Below are 16,005 nucleotides of genomic sequence, written 5' to 3' on the forward strand. Positions count from 1 at the left end.
GATGCTTGAATTGCTGTTTCTGCTTCTTCCTGTCGCGGCGGCGTACGGCTGGTATATGGGCCGCCGCAGTGCGCAACAGGATAAGCAACAGGAAGCTAACCGTCTGTCACGCGAATACGTGGCAGGGGTCAACTTTCTCCTTTCTAATCAGCAGGATAAAGCGGTCGATCTGTTCCTCGATATGTTGAAAGAGGACAGCGGCACCGTTGAAGCCCACCTGACGCTCGGTAACCTGTTCCGTTCGCGCGGCGAAGTCGACCGCGCCATCCGCATCCACCAGTCGTTAATGGAAAGCGCGTCGCTGACCTACGATCAGCGTTTGCTGGCCATTCAGCAGCTGGGACGCGACTATATGGCCGCCGGCTTGTACGATCGCGCCGAAGACATGTTCAGTCAGCTGATCGATGAAACCGATTTTCGTATCAGCGCGCTGCAGCAACTGCTGCTGATTCATCAGGCGACCAGCGACTGGCAGAAAGCCATCGAAGTGGCGGAGCGGCTGGTAAAACTCGGCAAAGATAAGCAAAAGGGCGAAATCGCCCATTTTTACTGCGAGCTGGCACTGCAGGCGCTGAGCAGTGACGACCTCGATCGTGCCATGAGCCTGTTGAAAAAGGGTGAAGCGGCCGACCACCAAAGCGCGCGCGTTTCCATCATGATGGGACGTATCCTGATGGAGCAGGGCGAATACGCGAAAGCGGCGCAGCGGCTGCAGCGCGTGCTGGAGCAGGACAAAGAACTGGTGAGCGAAACGCTGCCGATGCTGGAAACCTGCTATCAGCGGCTGGAGCAGCCTGACAGCTGGGCGCAGTTCCTGCAACGCTGCGTTGAAGAGAACACCGGTGCCGCGGCAGAACTCTATCTGGCGGACATTCTGGAGCAGCAGCAGGGGCCGGAAGCGGCACAGCTCTATATTAACCGTCAGCTGCAGCGCCATCCCACCATGCGCGTGTTTCATCGTCTGATGGATTTCCACCTGCATGAGGCAGAAGATGGCCGCGCCAAAGAGAGTCTGATGGTGCTGCGCGACATGGTTGGCGAACAGATTCGTACTAAACCGCGCTACCGCTGCCAGAAGTGCGGCTTCACCGCGCATGCGCTTTACTGGCACTGCCCATCGTGCCGTGCCTGGTCTTCCGTTAAACCGATTCGCGGACTCGACGGCCAGTAAGCTGGCCGCGTTCGGTGATTATTCATAACGCATAGTAGTTACAACATACTAATAGAGAAATTATCATCCACGCATCAGCACTGTGCATCAGCTCGTCAATCAGCAAGGCAATCGCCGTCGCAACGTTGTCGTGGCCGGGTTGCACGGGTAGAATGCTTGCCGTTTGTCCATCGCGCCTGCGGGTGCCAGCCTCTGAGGAAACGTTATGCCTGTTACTCACTCACCGATTCTGGTGGCACTCGACTATCATGATCTCAATAGCGCACTGCAGTTCGTTGACCGTATCGATCCGGGCCAGTGCCGTCTGAAAGTGGGTAAAGAGATGTTTACCCTGTTTGGACCGTCGCTGGTGAAGACGTTGCAGGCGCGCGGTTTTGAGGTATTCCTCGATCTCAAATTTCATGACATCCCGAACACGACGGCACATGCGGTCGCGGCGGCAGCGGATCTCGGTGTATGGATGGTCAACGTGCATGCCAGCGGCGGGGCGCGGATGATGAATGCGGCACGCGAAGCGCTGCTGCCGTTTGGCAGTGATGCGCCCTTGCTGATTGCGGTAACGGTGCTGACCAGCATGGACGAAGACGATCTCAAAGGTCTTGGCATCACCTTATCGCCGGCGCAGCAGGCTGAGCGTCTGGCACGACTGACGCGCGAATGTGGTCTTGATGGTGTGGTGTGCTCGGCGCAGGAAGCTGCGCACTTTAAACAGGTTATCGGGCAGGATTTCGCGCTGGTTACGCCGGGTATTCGCCCGGCGGGTAGCGAGGCCGGCGATCAGCGTCGCATCATGACGCCGCAGCAGGCACAACAGGCCGGCGTGGATTACATGGTGATTGGGCGACCGATCACCCAATCTGCCGACCCGGCGCAGACGCTGCAGCAAATCCTGCACAGTTTACAGGAGGGCTAATGGCTCAGGACAATCCGCTGGTTTACTCCACCGAAACCGGCCGTATTACGCATAGCGAAGAGAAACCGCAGCGACCGAAAGGCGATGGCATCGTGCGCATTCAGCGCCAGACCAGCGGGCGTAAAGGTAAAGGCGTGTGCCTGATTACCGGTATCGATCTCGATGATGACGCGCTGGCAAAGCTGGCGGCCGAGCTTAAGAAGAAGTGCGGCTGCGGCGGGGCGTTGAAAGAGGGCGTGATTGAGATTCAGGGCGATAAGCGCGATTTGCTTAAAACGCTGCTGGAAGCCAAAGGCATGAAGGTTAAACTGGCGGGCGGTTAATGAAAGCGGGCCACGCAAGGTGGCCCGATGTGACGTAGATGCGCTGCGTAGCCTGCTACAATATTATTATTAATCAACCTGATGGCCAATAATGCCGCCCACCGCAGCGCCACCGACGGTACCCAGCGCGCTGCCGTTGGTGAGCACCGATCCACCAATAGCACCGGCACCGGCGCCAATCGCCGTGTTGCGGTCACGTTTTGACCAGTTGGAACAGCCGCTCAGGGCCACCACTAACGTCGTTGCCAGCACGGCAACCGTCACGCGTTTCATTGTTTTAGTCATGGACATCTCCTTGATGGTTTGCTCAGAGGCAACTCGTTAAGTATAGATGTTACGCCCTGAAGTTGTTCGCCCGATGCACTCAGGCGATGCTTTTCCTTCAGCCTGCACGCTGGCGCGCAACACTTTACGCGCGTTGTTCACGCTGCTGGCAAAGACCATTTTGGTACCGCCGCAGGCTTGAGATAATTCTAGGCGTAAGCGGATGTGTATGCAGAAAGAAAACTCTGAAATCCCGACGTGGTGTCCGCATCCGGATCCCGTATCAAACCCCACACTTTGCCCGCTTTAGCCACTTTCCGCTGCTAATCCAGCCATTCCCTCCATAACGTTTTTACCGGTGGCTCCGCACAATTCAGTGATGACTGTATGGCGGAGAAAACACAATGCTGGAAGCGCTGAAACAGCAGGTTCTGGAGGCCAATCTCGACCTGCCGCGTTACAACCTGGTGACTTTTACGTGGGGCAATGTCAGTGCGGTGGACCGCGAGCGCGGGCTGCTGGTGATCAAACCCTCGGGCGTTAAATATGAGCAGATGCAGCGCGACGACATGGTGGTGGTCGAACTGGAAAGCGGCAATGTCGTTGAGGGCCAGCTGCGGCCATCCTCGGATACCGCAACACACCGCGCACTGTATCTGGCGTGGCCGGAGATTGGCGGCATCGTACACACCCATTCGCGCCACGCCACCATCTGGGCGCAGGCGGGCAGGGACATCCCGGCATGGGGCACCACCCACGCTGACGATTTCTATGGCACCATTCCCTGCACCCGCGCGATGCAACGGGCAGAGATTGAGCAGGAATATGAATGGCACACCGGCCAGGTCATCATTGAAACCTTTGCGCAGCGCGGCATTGAGCCCGGCGCGATTCCTGCTGCGCTGGTGAACTCCCACGGGCCGTTTGCCTGGGGTAAAGACGCACATAGCGCGGTGCACAGTGCGGTGGTGCTGGAAGAGGTGGCCTATATGGCGCTGCACACTGAGCAGCTGCGCGCCGAGCTGCCGCCTATCGCTCAGACCCTGCTTGACCTGCACTATCTGCGCAAGCACGGGAAGAACGCCTGGTACGGGCAAGGCTGAGCGCGTGATAATTCCTCAAGGCACCGACAGGTGCCTTTTTTATTTAAGGGGATTGCGTGCCCGGACGAGACGGGGACTGTTAATGCAGTGATTTATTCACTATGCGTTAAGCGTATTTATACGCTTGCCGGCTGTTGCGCCGTCATTAAGTAAGCCCGCTAATCTTTCCTCAGGCAGGGGCTCGGGGATCTCTCTGGATTTTACGTTATAAATCAAACTCTCATTTGGTCTGGCCTCACTCTGCATTACGCTGATGTGGCGTTTAACGCATCACATAAATAGAGGATGAGACGATGACAGTAATTAACCAACCAACCTGCCGCCTGTTTACCGAAGTCGGCCAAACCACCCAGCTCGCCGCCTATTATGAGGAAGGTCGACACACCATGTGGATGATGCTGCGCGCTCAGCCGCGCCCCAGTTTCAACCACGAATTAATCGAGGAGATCATGAACCTGAGCTACGCCGCCCAGCGTTCCGGTCTGCCGATTGATTTCTGGGTGACCGGATCGCTGGTGCCGCAGATGTTTAACGCCGGGGGCGATTTGCGTTTCTTTGTCGAATGCATTCGTAATAACCGCCGTGAAGCACTGCGCGCCTACGCCCGCGCCTGTGTTGACTGCATCCATTCGGCGGCCCGCGGGTTTGACACCGGCGCCGTGACGCTGGCGATGATTGAGGGCAGTGCCTTGGGCGGCGGTTTTGAAGCAGCGCTGGCGCACCACTTCATTCTGGCGCAGAACAGTGCGCGTATGGGCTTCCCGGAAATTGCCTTCAACCTGTTCCCCGGCATGGGCGGCTACTCACTGGTGGCACGCCGCTCCGGGATGAAGCTGGCCGAAGAGCTGATCTGTGAAGGGGAGTCGCACAGTGCAGAGTGGTATGAAACCCGTGGTCTGGTGGACAAAGTGTTCCAGCCTGGTGACAGCTACCGCACCACGCGTACCTTCATCGATACGCTGCGGCCAAAACTGAATGGAGTCCGTGCCATGCTGAAAGCGCGACAGCGCGTGCTGCAGCTGTCACGGGCAGAACTGATGGATATTACTGAGGATTGGGTCGACTATGCTTTCACGCTGGAACCGAAAGATATTGCCTACATGGAACGTCTGGTACAGCTGCAAAATCGTCACAGCGCATCACTGCGTAAAGCCGGTTAGCAGTACGCTAAGACGTTAAACGCGGGCAGGATGCTTAGCCAGCCAATGCCCGAGCTGCTCTGCGGGCATTGGTTTCGCATAATAATAACCCTGACGCCCATCGACACCGTTGGTCAGCACAAACTTCTCTTCGGCTTTGGTTTCGATGCCTTCGGCAATGACCTGTAAATCCAGGGCTTTCGCCACGGCAACGATCGCGCGCACCAGCGACTGCGATACCGGTTGCTTGTTGATATTGCGCACAAAACTTTGATCCAGCTTAATCGCATCGATCGGCACGCGCGCCAGCTGGGAAAGCGAAGAGTAGCCCGTGCCGAAATCATCCAGATGCACCTGTGCGCCTAACTCCTGAAACTGTTTCATCAGCTTCAGCGCACCGGCCTCGTTCTCGATCAGGCAGCTTTCCGTCAGCTCGATGTCTATCGGACACTCACTGATGCCCGCTTCGCTCAGCGCCTGTTTCAGGTCGCTGTAGATGCTCTGGTCGATCAGCTGTTTGGCGGAAACGTTCACTGCGACGCGCAGGTAAATGCCTTCGCTGCGCCATTTAACGATTTGCTGCAGCACGTTCAGCATCACCCAGCGCCCGAGCGGCACAATCAGTCCGGACTCTTCCGCGTAAGAAATGAAATCGCCAGGCGGCACCAGGCCGCGTTCAGGTGAATTCCAGCGCACCAGCGCCTCGGCACTGCGCACTTCGCCGTCGCGATCGATCTTAGGCTGATAGTGCACCACCAGATGATCCTGCTCCAGCGCTTTGCGCAGATTGGTATCCAGCCACAGATATTCAAATACGCGCTGGTTCATCTCGCTGGCGAACACGCAGAATTTGCCGCGCCCGTTCTCTTTAGCGTGGTACATCGCGGTATCGGCGTTACGAATCAGACTTTCGCGATCTTCACCATGCAGCGGGGCGAGGGCGATACCAATCGAGCAGCCGCTGTAGACTTCGATCAGCCCGATACGGAACGGCTGACGCAGCCGCTCCAGAATACGTGAGGCCATCGCCTCCAGCGCCGCCTGACTGGTGTGCTCAGCCAGCACCACAAATTCATCACCGCCGAGGCGCGCCAGCGTCTGGTCCTTGCCGAGACAGCTGAGGATCGCCAGCGACACCGCCTGCAGTAGCTGGTCGCCAAACATATGGCCGTAGGCATCGTTTACCTTCTTGAAATTGTCGAGATCGAGGTAAACCACGCCGGTCTGGCTGCCGTTAGCCAGCTCCAGTGCCAGGCTAATTTGCTGATGGATAGCGTTGCGATTCGGCAGGCCGGTCACCGTGTCGGTGTTGGCCATAACGCGTAAGCGCTCCTGCGCCCGACGCTCTTCTGTGATGTCGGTTCCGGAACAGATGAGGAAAATTTCATTTTTTCCGCTACCGCTGTGGACGAACTTATTACGAAACAGAAACAGTCGCTGACCTTTTCGGGTTTTAACCCAGCGCTCCACTTCGTAGGAGTTGCCGTCGCGAAAGAAGCCGGCGATATTGCGGCGCGATGCCTGCGCTTCCTGCTTGGTCATAAACAGCTGAAACACATTGCGGCCAATCACTTCCTGCTCTTTCAGGCCGGTGTACTCTTCGCTCAGGCGGTTAAAACGCTGAATGTTGCCGCGCTGATCGAGGATGACGATCACCGAATTCGCTTCTGACACCACCTGTTCGGCGAAGGAGAGACCAAGGGTTAAATCGCGCGCCACCGACGAGGTATCGCCCCAGGCGGACGCAGTGCCGGCCCAGGTCGACTGATTCACTTTACGGCCGACAAAGTGCATCGGCACTGGCGAGCCGTGCAGTGAAAGGGTCAGGTTGATGCTGGAAGTAATTACCGTCATGGCACGCAGCAGACTGGCCTGAGCAGGCGTCAGGGGCACCGCCATATTGGTATTGGCATTTTCATCTTCGGCAAAATGCAGCGCATCGCTATCTGAAGTTAAACGCCAATGAGGGCTGGTTGTGCCAAACAAGGTATATAGCAACGTTTGCCCTTGTTCATCGGTCATGGAAACTTCCTCCGGAGGAATGCGCAGCAGGGGGTATCTCATTATTTTAGCAACAGTATTCAACCTCCTGCGCCAGCACAAGATGCAAACTGAATATATTTTTGTTTTTATTAAAGAATGGCACGAAAAAGCCCCGGATTCCGGGGCTGAAAGGTTAGCACGGGCACTTGCCGAGTTTGCCCGCCTGGCTGGGAAAACGCGCCTCCAGGCAGTAACGATGGAAGGCGCGCTCATCCATGGGGGCCTGTTCCGGATGTTTTTCGCGCATATGCTTCAGATAAGTTTGATAGTCGTGCACGCCCACCATTAACCGGAAGCTCTGCTGTAATCCCTGCCACAGACGCTGCCAGCGTGAGCGTGGTGCAGCAGGGGCGCGGGCAGCGAGCGGTAAGCACTGCTGAATTTGCCAGCCCGCATGCGGCTTTTTCCAGCGTAAAATGGCCTCAGACATTTCGCATCTCCTGACGGAGTGACACGTCCGATTCATGGGTGGTCGGCACTGCACTGCGCAGCGCGCGCCGGATCACGAAGAACGCCGCAATCAGCATGGTTACCGCGACCAGCATGAAAAAGCCGCACAGCGCCGCGTTGATCTGGTTGCTGAACACGATGGTTTGCATGTCGGCCACGGTTTTCGCCGGTGCGATAATCACGCCCTCATCGAGACCTTTACGGAACTTACTGGCCTGCGCGAGGAAACCAATTGACGGTTTCTCATGGAAAATTTTCTGCCAGCCGGCGGTCATGGAGGTGATAAACAGCCAGGCGGTAGGCACAATCGTCACCCAGGCGTAACGCTGCTTTTTCATTTTGAACAGCACCACGGTACCGAGGATCAGCGCCATCGACGCCAGCATCTGGTTACCGATGCCAAACAGCGGCCACAGGGTATTGATGCCGCCGAGCGGATCGACCACGCCCTGATACACGAAGAAACCCCAGCCGGCCACCGCCACGGTGGTACCGGCCATGTTTCCGAGCCACGAGCGATTGTTAGCCAGCGAAGGCACCACGGTCCCGACCAGATCCTGCACCATAAAACGGCAGGCGCGGGTACCGGCATCCACGGCGGTGAGGATAAACAGCGCCTCAAACAGAATGGCGAAGTGATACCAGAACGCCATCATCGCGCGGCTGTTAAACACCTCGGTGATGATATGCGCCATCCCGACGGCAAACGTCGGAGCGCCACCGGCGCGGGAGAGAATGGTGCTTTCGCCCACTTCGCCGGCGATACCGCTCAGCATCTCCGGCGTCACCACAAAGCCCCAGCCGTTAATTACCTGAGACGCGTTCTCCACCGTGGTGCCAATCAGCGCCGCCGGTGAGTTCATGGCAAAGTAGACGCCAGGATCGAGCACCGAGGCACAAATCAGCGCCATGATTGCCACAAAGGACTCCATCAGCATGGCGCCATAGCCGATGAAGCGAATATGGCTTTCGCGCTCTACCAGTTTTGGCGTCGTACCGCTCGACACCAGCGCGTGGAAGCCGGAGATCGCGCCGCAGGCAATGGTGATAAACAGGAACGGGAACAGCGCACCGGAGAACACCGGCCCCGTGCCGTCGATAAAGCGCGTCACCGCCGGCATCTTCAGTTCCGGCATGGCGAACAGAATGCCCACCGCCAGCCCGATGATCACGCCGATTTTTAAAAAGGTGGAGAGGTAATCACGCGGTGCCAGCAGCAGCCACACCGGCAGCGACGAGGCAACAAAACCGTAGATCACCAGCACCCACGTCAGCTCGGTGCCTTTCAGGGTAAAAATCGGTCCCCAGTACGGATCGGCCGCCACGTCACCGCCGTAAATGATCGCCGCCATCATCAGCACAAAGCCGATGATCGACACTTCGGCGATTTTACCCGGACGCAGAAAGCGCATATACACGCCCATGAAAAGGGCAATCGGAATGGTGGCGGCGATGGTAAACAGCCCCCACGGACTGTTGGCCAGCGCTTTCACCACCACCAGCGCCAGCGCAGAGAGAATAATGATCATCACACCGAGCGCACCGAGCATGGTGACTACGCCGGCGAACGAGCCCAGTTCCTGGCGCGCCATCTCACCCAGCGAACGACCGTCGCGGCGCGTGGAGATAAACAGCACCAGAAAATCCTGCACCGCGCCGGCCAGCATCACGCCGACCAGAATCCAGATGGTGCCGGGCAGAAAACCCATCTGCGCCGCCAGGATCGGCCCGACCAGCGGACCGGCACCAGCGATGGCGGCAAAGTGGTGGCCAAATAGCACCCATTTGTTGGTAGGAACATAGTCCAGCCCGTCATTGAAGCGCTCTGCCGGCGTGCGGCGCCGGTCGTCCAGCTCAAAAATGCGCCTGGCGATAAACAGGCTGTAGAAGCGATACGCGATGCTATAGCAGGCGACGGAGGCGATCACCAGCCAGACGGCATTAACGTGCTCGCCGCGACTGAGCGCCAGCATGGCGAACGCAGCCGCACCAATTAACGCCACCGCTAACCAGATCAATCCGGTTCTGACGTTGTTCATGAGTTAACTCCTTGTAGGGACCGGGAAAAAGGCGATCGGAATACAACAAGTTAAAAGTAATGTAATGAATTGTTAACGACAGGGAATCGGATCAGAAGTGTGAAGCGGGAAACAAATTTAACAACTGTTCAGGCGGGCGGGGAAAAATGCGGGATAACGGCTGTTATCCCGCACGATTTCATGCTCAGGCGGCCGGACGGGCCACCACGCTGCGTGTTTCCATGCGCACTTCGGCGATGGTTACATCAATCACATCGGTCACGCGGTAGGCCACTTCACCTTTGATCTGCACAGTGCCGCTCTCCTGCGAGCACACCAGTTCGTCACGCACGGCGTGAATGAACGGGGCAGGGATAAAGGCGACCGCACCGTTCTCCAGCAGGCGCACGCGCATGCCGCCGCGCGAAACGTCGATGATCTCCGCGCTGAATTTGCGGTCAGTGCCGGCAAACGGCGCGAGGAAGCGCGCGTACAGCCAGTCACCGACATCGCGCTCGGCCATGCGGTTGAGACGGCGACGCTCACTCATGATCAGGGTCACGTCATCCTGTGGCCGTGCAATGCTTTCGCCGCGCACGATAGCCTTCAGCAGACGATGGTTGATCATGTCGCCGAATTTACGAATAGGAGACGTCCAGGTCGCGTAGGCGTCGAGACCGAGGCCAAAGTGCGGGCCCGGTTCGGTGCTGATTTCGGCGAAACTCTGGAAACGACGAATGCGGCTGTCGAGATACTGGGTTGGCTGCGCATCAAGCTGACGACGCAGCTGACGGAAGCCTTCCAGCGTGGTAATGGCCTGCGGATTAACCGTGATACCGTGACCAGCCAGTACCCCAGCCGCCTGTTCCGCGTTCGCCTGGTCGAAACCGGTGTGCAGGTTGTAGATACCGAAGCCAAGCTTCTCCTGCAGCACTTTAGCGGCGCAGACGTTAGCGAGGATCATCGCTTCTTCCACGATGCGGTTAGCGATGCGGCGCGGTTCCGCAATAATATCCAGCACTTCGCCTTTCTCACCCAGCACGAAGCGGTAGTCAGGGCGATCTTTGAACACCAGCGCGTGCGTCTGACGCCACTCGCCACGCGCCAGGCACAGGCGATGCAGCAGGCGAATCTGCTGCGCGATGGTGTCATTTTCCGGCTGCCAGCTGCCGCTGTTCTCCAGCCAGTCCGACACTTCGTCGTATACCAGCTTGGCTTTGGATTCGATCCACGCGGCAAAGAAGTGGGCATCGTCAGCCAGGCTGCCATCCGGCAGCACAGTGACGCGACACACCAGCGCCGGACGCCTGACGTTAGGGCGCAGCGAGCAGACATCATCTGACAGTTCGCGCGGCAGCATCGGGATGTTAAAGCCCGGCAGATAGTTGGTGAAGGCGCGTCTGGAGGCCAGCTGGTCGAGTTCGCTGCCGGCAGCAACGTAAGCGGTCGGGTCGGCAATAGCGATGGTCAGCGCCAGCTTGCCTTCTGCCAGCTCTTCAACATACAGCGCATCGTCCATATCTTCGGTGCTGGCGCTGTCGATGGTGACAAAGTTCAGCGCCGTGAGATCTTCACGCTGCAACTGTTCGTCCAGCATCTCGCCAAAGCCCACTTCCGGCGCTTCGCGCTCCAGATTGTGGCGCGACAGCGTGACCCACCACGGCGCAAGGTGATCGTCCGCGGTGACAACAAATTCGGTCAGTTCGGCATAGAAACCGCGATCGCCTTTCAGCGGATGGCGGCGCATCTCTGCCACGGCCCAGTCACCGTTCTGGAAATCGTGGGTCAGGCCACGCACCGCACGGCACTGAATCGCGTCTTTCAGCAGCGGATGATCCGGCACGATAGACAGGCGGTCATCTTTTTTCTGCACGCGGCCGACAAAGCGCGTCAGGAACGGCTCAATCAGGGTTTCCGGCTCCGCGCTCTCGCGGTCTTTATCAGTGTGGATCACGGCGGAAATGCGGTCGCCGTGCATCACTTTCTTCATCTGCGGAGGGGGAATGAAGTAGCTTTTCTGAGCGTCAACTTCGAGGAAGCCAAAGCCTTTTTCCGTGCCTTTCACAACACCTTCGGCGCGCGGGGTCTGCGCGTGAAGCTTCTCTTTAAGCTGCGCGAGCAGCGGGTTATCCTGGAACATAATATATTTAGTTTCGTGGCCTAAGAGCGGTGGACAGTTTTACGCGAATCAGGTCCGCGCGGCAAGGCTAAAACAGGCGAAAAAGCCGCTTTACGCGGCTTTTTACTTTCTGGTAACGCACAGAACTCAGGCGATACGCTGGGTGGGCGCGGCGGCGGTCAGCGCCAGCTTCACCGGTACCGATTTAGAGGTGGGCGTGCCGCTGCCGTCACCGTAGCTGGAGAGCGGTACCAGCGGATTGGTCTCCGGATAGTAGGCGGCGAGGTTACCGCGCGGAATATTATACGGCACCAGCTTAAAGCCGCTGACGCGACGCGTCAGACCGTCATTCCACAGGGTTTCAATGTCAACCAGCTGTCCTTCGCTGAAACCGAGTGACGCCATGTCGTCCGGGTGGATAAACACCACTTCACGCTGACCGTATACGCCACGATAGCGGTCATCCAGGCCATAAATGGTGGTGTTGTACTGGTCATGTGAGCGCAGCGTCTGCAACGTGAACGGCACTTCAACGTCATTGCCCAGCTGCGGGAACAGCGAGGTCGGCAGTGCCGCCGCGCTGAATTCTGCCTGACGCGATGGCGTATTGAAACGCAGTTCTGCGGCAGCGTTACCGAGGTAAAAGCCGCCGGGAATATCACACTGACGGTTAAAATCAGCGAAGCCGGGGATGGTCGCCGCAATGTGAGCGCGAATGACGTTGTAATCAGCGGCCATGCCGAGCCAGTCGATGTGGTCGCTGCCCAGCGTCGCATGCGCGATACCGGCCACAATGGCTGTTTCTGAGCGCTGCGTTTCCGCCAGCGGAATGCCGACACCTTCAGAGGCATGCACCATGCTGAACGAATCTTCCACGGTGATGAACTGGTTGCCGCTGGCCTGGCGATCGCGCTCGGTACGGCCCAGCGTCGGCAGAATCAGGCCTTCGTGGCCCGGTACCAGATGGCTGCGGTTCAGCTTGGTGCTGATGTGTACCGTCAGACCACAGTGCTGCAGCGCTTCTTCGGTAACCGGTGAGTCCGGCGCCGCCGCGGCGAGGTTACCGCCCAGCGCAATCAGCACTTTGACTTCATCACGCAGCATGGCGTTGAGCGCTTCAACCGTGTTATGACCGTGCTCGCGCGGCGGTTCAAAAGCAAAATGCGCGCCCAGCGCATCGAGGAACGCTTTCGACGGTTTCTCGTCGATGCCCATGGTGCGGTTACCCTGCACGTTACTGTGGCCACGCACCGGGCACAGGCCCGCGCCTTGTTTGCCGAGCTGGCCAAACAGCAGCTGCAGGTTAACGATTTCCCGTACCGTATCGACCGAGTGTTTGTGCTGAGTGATGCCCATCGCCCAGGTGATGATCACCCGTTCGGCGCTCTGGTAAATGGCGGCGGCTTCGCGAATCTGCGCTTCGCTCAGGCCCGACTGCTGCACAATCTGCTCCCAGCGGGTCTCGTCGACGGCCGCCAGATACTGCTCAACGCCCTGGGTGTTGGCGTCAATAAAGGCCTGATCGAATATGCCTTTTTCACCGGCGGCCAGCCGTTTACGCTGCTCTTCCAGTAGCGCTTTGACCATGCCGCGCACCGCCGCCATATCGCCGCCGAGGTTGGGCTGATAATAGGCAGAACTGATGTTGCCGGCCATCGACGTCACCACTTCCAGCGGCTTCTGCGGATCGGCAAAACGTTCCAGGCCGCGCTCACGCAGGGTATTAAAGGTCACGATTCTGGCGCCGTGATCGGCAGCGTGACGCAGGCTGTGCAGCATGCGCGGATGGTTGGTGCCGGGATTCTGGCCAAAGACAAAAATCGCATCAGCATGGTCGAAATCGTCCAGGCGAATGGTGCCCTTACCGACGCCAATGCTGCGTTTCAGTCCGGTGCCGCTGGCTTCGTGGCACATGTTGGAGCAGTCAGGGAAATTGTTGGTGCCCAGCACGCGACCAAACAGCTGGTACAGCCACGAGGCTTCATTGCTGGCGCGACCGGAAGTGTACAGCTCCAGCTGATCCGGATGATCCATTGCCTGCAAATGCTGCGCGATCAGCGCAAAGGCGTCATCCCAGCTAATCGGCTCATAGTGATCGGTCGCGCTGTTGTAGCGCATCGGGTGGGTCAGGCGGCCCTGATACTCGAGGAAATAGTCGCTCTGCTGATACAGAGTGCTGACGCTGTGCTGGGCAAAAAATTCTGGCTCGACGACGCGGCGTGTCGCTTCCCAGGTCACGGCTTTCGCGCCGTTTTCGCAGAAGCTGAAGGTGCTTTTGTTATCATCGCCCCAGGCACAGCCCGGGCAGTCAAAGCCGCGCGCTTTGTTCATGCGCATCAGGTTACGCATGTTTTTCAGGGCGGCTTTACTGTCAAGGACAAAACGGGTGGTGGCTTCCAGCGAGCCCCAGCCGCCCGCAGCGGCGCGATAGGGCTGAATCTTACGTTTAAATTTCATGATAGTCGCAGGCTTATTGTTTATGAATTGTTATCAGAATATGACTTCTGTTGGTGAGAAGTGTGCGACTGACGGCAAAAGTTGTCTAATTGATTGACTTAATGGTGCGATAGTTAACGTTTATCGCGCACCAGGGGTGAAAGCGTGATCGCCATCATAAATTATCCGCTGCCGCGCGCCGGCGGGTAAGTGCGCGGCCAAATAGTGGCTAATAATTGCTCTTTCCGTTAGCAAAAGGGCGCGCTCCATGAAGCAACTTGCCAGTCAGGTTCACGCATTCGGCAAAGCCTTAATGATGCCGATCTCCGTCATTGCTGCCGCCGGTATTTTTCTCGGTCTGGCCGCCGCGTTGCAGAATCCGGCGATCACCGGTGAAGCATTTGCCAGTTTACAGGTGCCGCAGTTGATCATCGGTTTTATTCGTAAAGTGGCGGGCGCGCTGTTTGCCAACCTGCCGGTATTTTTTGCCGTCGCCAGCGCAATTGGGCTGGCCAAAGCGGAGAAACCCACCGCCGCGTTTGCGGCAGTGATTGGCTATATCGCCATGAATGTGGGGATCAGCGCCACGCTGGCGGCGAAAGGGCTGACGGCAGCCACCACCACGCCCGAGGCGCTGCAGCAGGCGGGTATGGACCAGACCAGCGCCATGATGACGTCAGCCGAGTACATCGACATGCTCGGCATTTTTACCTACAACATGAGCGTGCTGGGCGGGGTGATTGCCGGCCTGCTCACTGTGATGCTGCACAACCGCTTCTATACCCAGCAGTTGCCCACGGCGATCAGCTTTTTTGGCGGGCGTCGCTTTGTGCCCATCGTGACGGTGGTGGTACTGCCGCTGACGGGCGTGCTGCTGGCGCTTATCTGGCCAACCATCGGTCAGGGCATCGCGTGGGTCGGTCAGATGATCGGTAAAAGCGGTCAGTACGGTGCCTTTTTGCTCGGCGCCTGCGAGCGCCTGCTGATCCCGACCGGCCTGCATCACATCCTCAATGAAACCGTGCGCTTTACGCCGATTGGCGGCATGGCGACGGTGGACGGCCAGACCATCGTCGGCGCGCTGAATATTTTTAACACTTCGCTGACCCATCCCGGCGCGATTCCGGACGACACCGTGCGCACCGCCACGCAGTTTCTCGCCCAGGGCAAAATCCCGGTGATGATGTTCGGTCTGCCCGCCGCCGCGCTGGCCATCTATCACACCGCCAAACCTGAACATAAGCAGCGGGTCAAAGCGCTGGTGCTGGCCGGCGCGCTGACCTCATTTACCACCGGCATCACTGAACCGCTGGAGTTCTGCTTCATCTTCGTCTCGCCGGTGTTGTACTTGATGCACGCGCTGCTGACCGGCCTGTCGTTTATGCTGATGTCGATGCTGCACCTGATGATCGGTAACGTGCAGGGCGGCGCGATTGATCTGCTGGTGTTTGGCATTCTCGGCGGCAGCAAAACCCACTGGTGGTGGACGCTGGTGCTGGGCGCCATTTATGCGCCGGTTTATTACTGGGGCTTTCGCCTGGTGATTACCCGGATGCAGGTCGAAACGCCGGGGCGCGAATCCGAAGAGGAAGCCAAACCGTTGCAGGTGGCGGCGGATGAACGCACCCGCGTGATCATCAGCGGGCTGGGCGGAGAGGCCAATATAGAGGACGTCGATTGCTGCTTCACTCGCCTGCGCGTGCGGGTCAAAGAGATGAAAGAAGTGGTGGATCAAACGCTGCTGTCGACCGGTGCCAACGGCGTCAACCGCGTCAGTGAGCACGATGTGCAGGTGATTTACGGGCCGCAGGTCGAGAAAATCGCCAATGAGGTGAAAAGTGCGCTCGGCGTCGCCTGATGCCGGGCGGTACCGTTAATCATGTGGGGCGCGGCCGGTGGCGACCCGCCGCGTCTCCGCGTATACATCACCCGCTATCCGCCTGAGCAATCCGCCTGACAACGCAGAAATTTCTTCGCTGAGTGCGCGTTGGGGCGCGACGAGTTTTGCTACCATAACGCGATAAAA

12 protein-coding genes are annotated in these 16,005 nt (G+C 58.2%); 6 read left to right on the plus strand and 6 right to left on the minus strand.

What is annotated here, in order from left to right; all coding sequences use genetic code 11:
- Position 1 precedes the first annotated feature (1 nt).
- The 3 genes from lapB to yciH all read left to right on the plus strand — a co-directional run bounded on the left by lapB (position 2) and on the right by yciH (position 2,407).
- Complete coding sequence (gene lapB, locus K7H94_RS08955; protein WP_058758617.1) at positions 2–1,171, plus strand: lipopolysaccharide assembly protein LapB; 1,170 nt, start codon at positions 2–4, stop codon at positions 1,169–1,171.
- A gap of 205 nt (positions 1,172–1,376) precedes the next feature.
- Positions 1,377–2,084, plus strand: coding sequence for an orotidine-5'-phosphate decarboxylase (pyrF, locus tag K7H94_RS08960; protein ID WP_021505950.1), 708 nt, complete (start codon positions 1,377–1,379; stop codon positions 2,082–2,084).
- Complete coding sequence (gene yciH, locus K7H94_RS08965) at positions 2,084–2,407, plus strand: stress response translation initiation inhibitor YciH (RefSeq protein WP_021505951.1); 324 nt, start codon at positions 2,084–2,086, stop codon at positions 2,405–2,407. The genes pyrF and yciH overlap by 1 nt, the downstream gene beginning before the upstream one ends.
- 69 nt (positions 2,408–2,476) lie before the next feature.
- Here yciH and osmB read toward each other — a convergent pair whose 3' ends face one another.
- On the minus strand, positions 2,477–2,692 hold the full coding sequence (gene osmB / locus K7H94_RS08970) for an osmotically-inducible lipoprotein OsmB (RefSeq protein WP_150057988.1): 216 nt from the start codon (positions 2,690–2,692) through the stop codon (positions 2,477–2,479).
- A 383-nt stretch (positions 2,693–3,075) separates the two neighbouring features.
- Between osmB and araD the strand changes: the two genes are divergently transcribed.
- On the plus strand, positions 3,076–3,774 hold the full coding sequence (gene araD / locus K7H94_RS08975) for an L-ribulose-5-phosphate 4-epimerase (RefSeq protein WP_021505953.1): 699 nt from the start codon (positions 3,076–3,078) through the stop codon (positions 3,772–3,774).
- A gap of 293 nt (positions 3,775–4,067) precedes the next feature.
- Complete coding sequence (locus tag K7H94_RS08980) at positions 4,068–4,934, plus strand: crotonase/enoyl-CoA hydratase family protein (RefSeq protein ID WP_021505954.1); 867 nt, start codon at positions 4,068–4,070, stop codon at positions 4,932–4,934.
- 15 nt (positions 4,935–4,949) lie between these two features.
- On the opposite strand, the gene pdeR is transcribed toward K7H94_RS08980, so the two are convergent.
- The 5 genes from pdeR to K7H94_RS09005 all read right to left on the minus strand — a co-directional run bounded on the left by pdeR (position 4,950) and on the right by K7H94_RS09005 (position 14,000).
- The gene (gene pdeR, locus K7H94_RS08985) at positions 4,950–6,935 is read right to left on the minus strand and encodes a cyclic di-GMP phosphodiesterase (protein ID WP_058758614.1); all 1,986 of its coding nucleotides are present in this window, start codon (positions 6,933–6,935) and stop codon (positions 4,950–4,952) included.
- Between the two features lie 154 nt (positions 6,936–7,089).
- The gene (locus tag K7H94_RS08990; RefSeq protein WP_222951984.1) at positions 7,090–7,386 is read right to left on the minus strand and encodes a YbdD/YjiX family protein; all 297 of its coding nucleotides are present in this window, start codon (positions 7,384–7,386) and stop codon (positions 7,090–7,092) included.
- Positions 7,379–9,445, minus strand: coding sequence for a carbon starvation CstA family protein (locus K7H94_RS08995; RefSeq protein ID WP_222951985.1), 2,067 nt, complete (start codon positions 9,443–9,445; stop codon positions 7,379–7,381). Before K7H94_RS08995 ends, K7H94_RS08990 begins: the two co-directional genes overlap by 8 nt.
- A 184-nt stretch (positions 9,446–9,629) precedes the next feature.
- On the minus strand, positions 9,630–11,564 hold the full coding sequence (locus K7H94_RS09000) for an exoribonuclease II (RefSeq protein WP_222951986.1): 1,935 nt from the start codon (positions 11,562–11,564) through the stop codon (positions 9,630–9,632).
- Positions 11,565–11,690: 126 nt separating this feature from the next.
- Positions 11,691–14,000, minus strand: a complete 2,310-nt coding sequence (locus K7H94_RS09005; RefSeq protein WP_222951987.1) for an FdhF/YdeP family oxidoreductase — start codon at positions 13,998–14,000, stop codon at positions 11,691–11,693.
- 247 nt (positions 14,001–14,247) lie between these two features.
- On the opposite strand from K7H94_RS09005, the gene K7H94_RS09010 reads away from it, so the two are divergent.
- Complete coding sequence (locus tag K7H94_RS09010; protein ID WP_159378135.1) at positions 14,248–15,837, plus strand: PTS transporter subunit EIIC; 1,590 nt, start codon at positions 14,248–14,250, stop codon at positions 15,835–15,837.
- Positions 15,838–16,005 lie beyond the last annotated feature (168 nt).

This window comes from Pantoea dispersa (assembly GCF_019890955.1).
GTDB classification, from domain to species: domain Bacteria; phylum Pseudomonadota; class Gammaproteobacteria; order Enterobacterales; family Enterobacteriaceae; genus Pantoea; species Pantoea dispersa.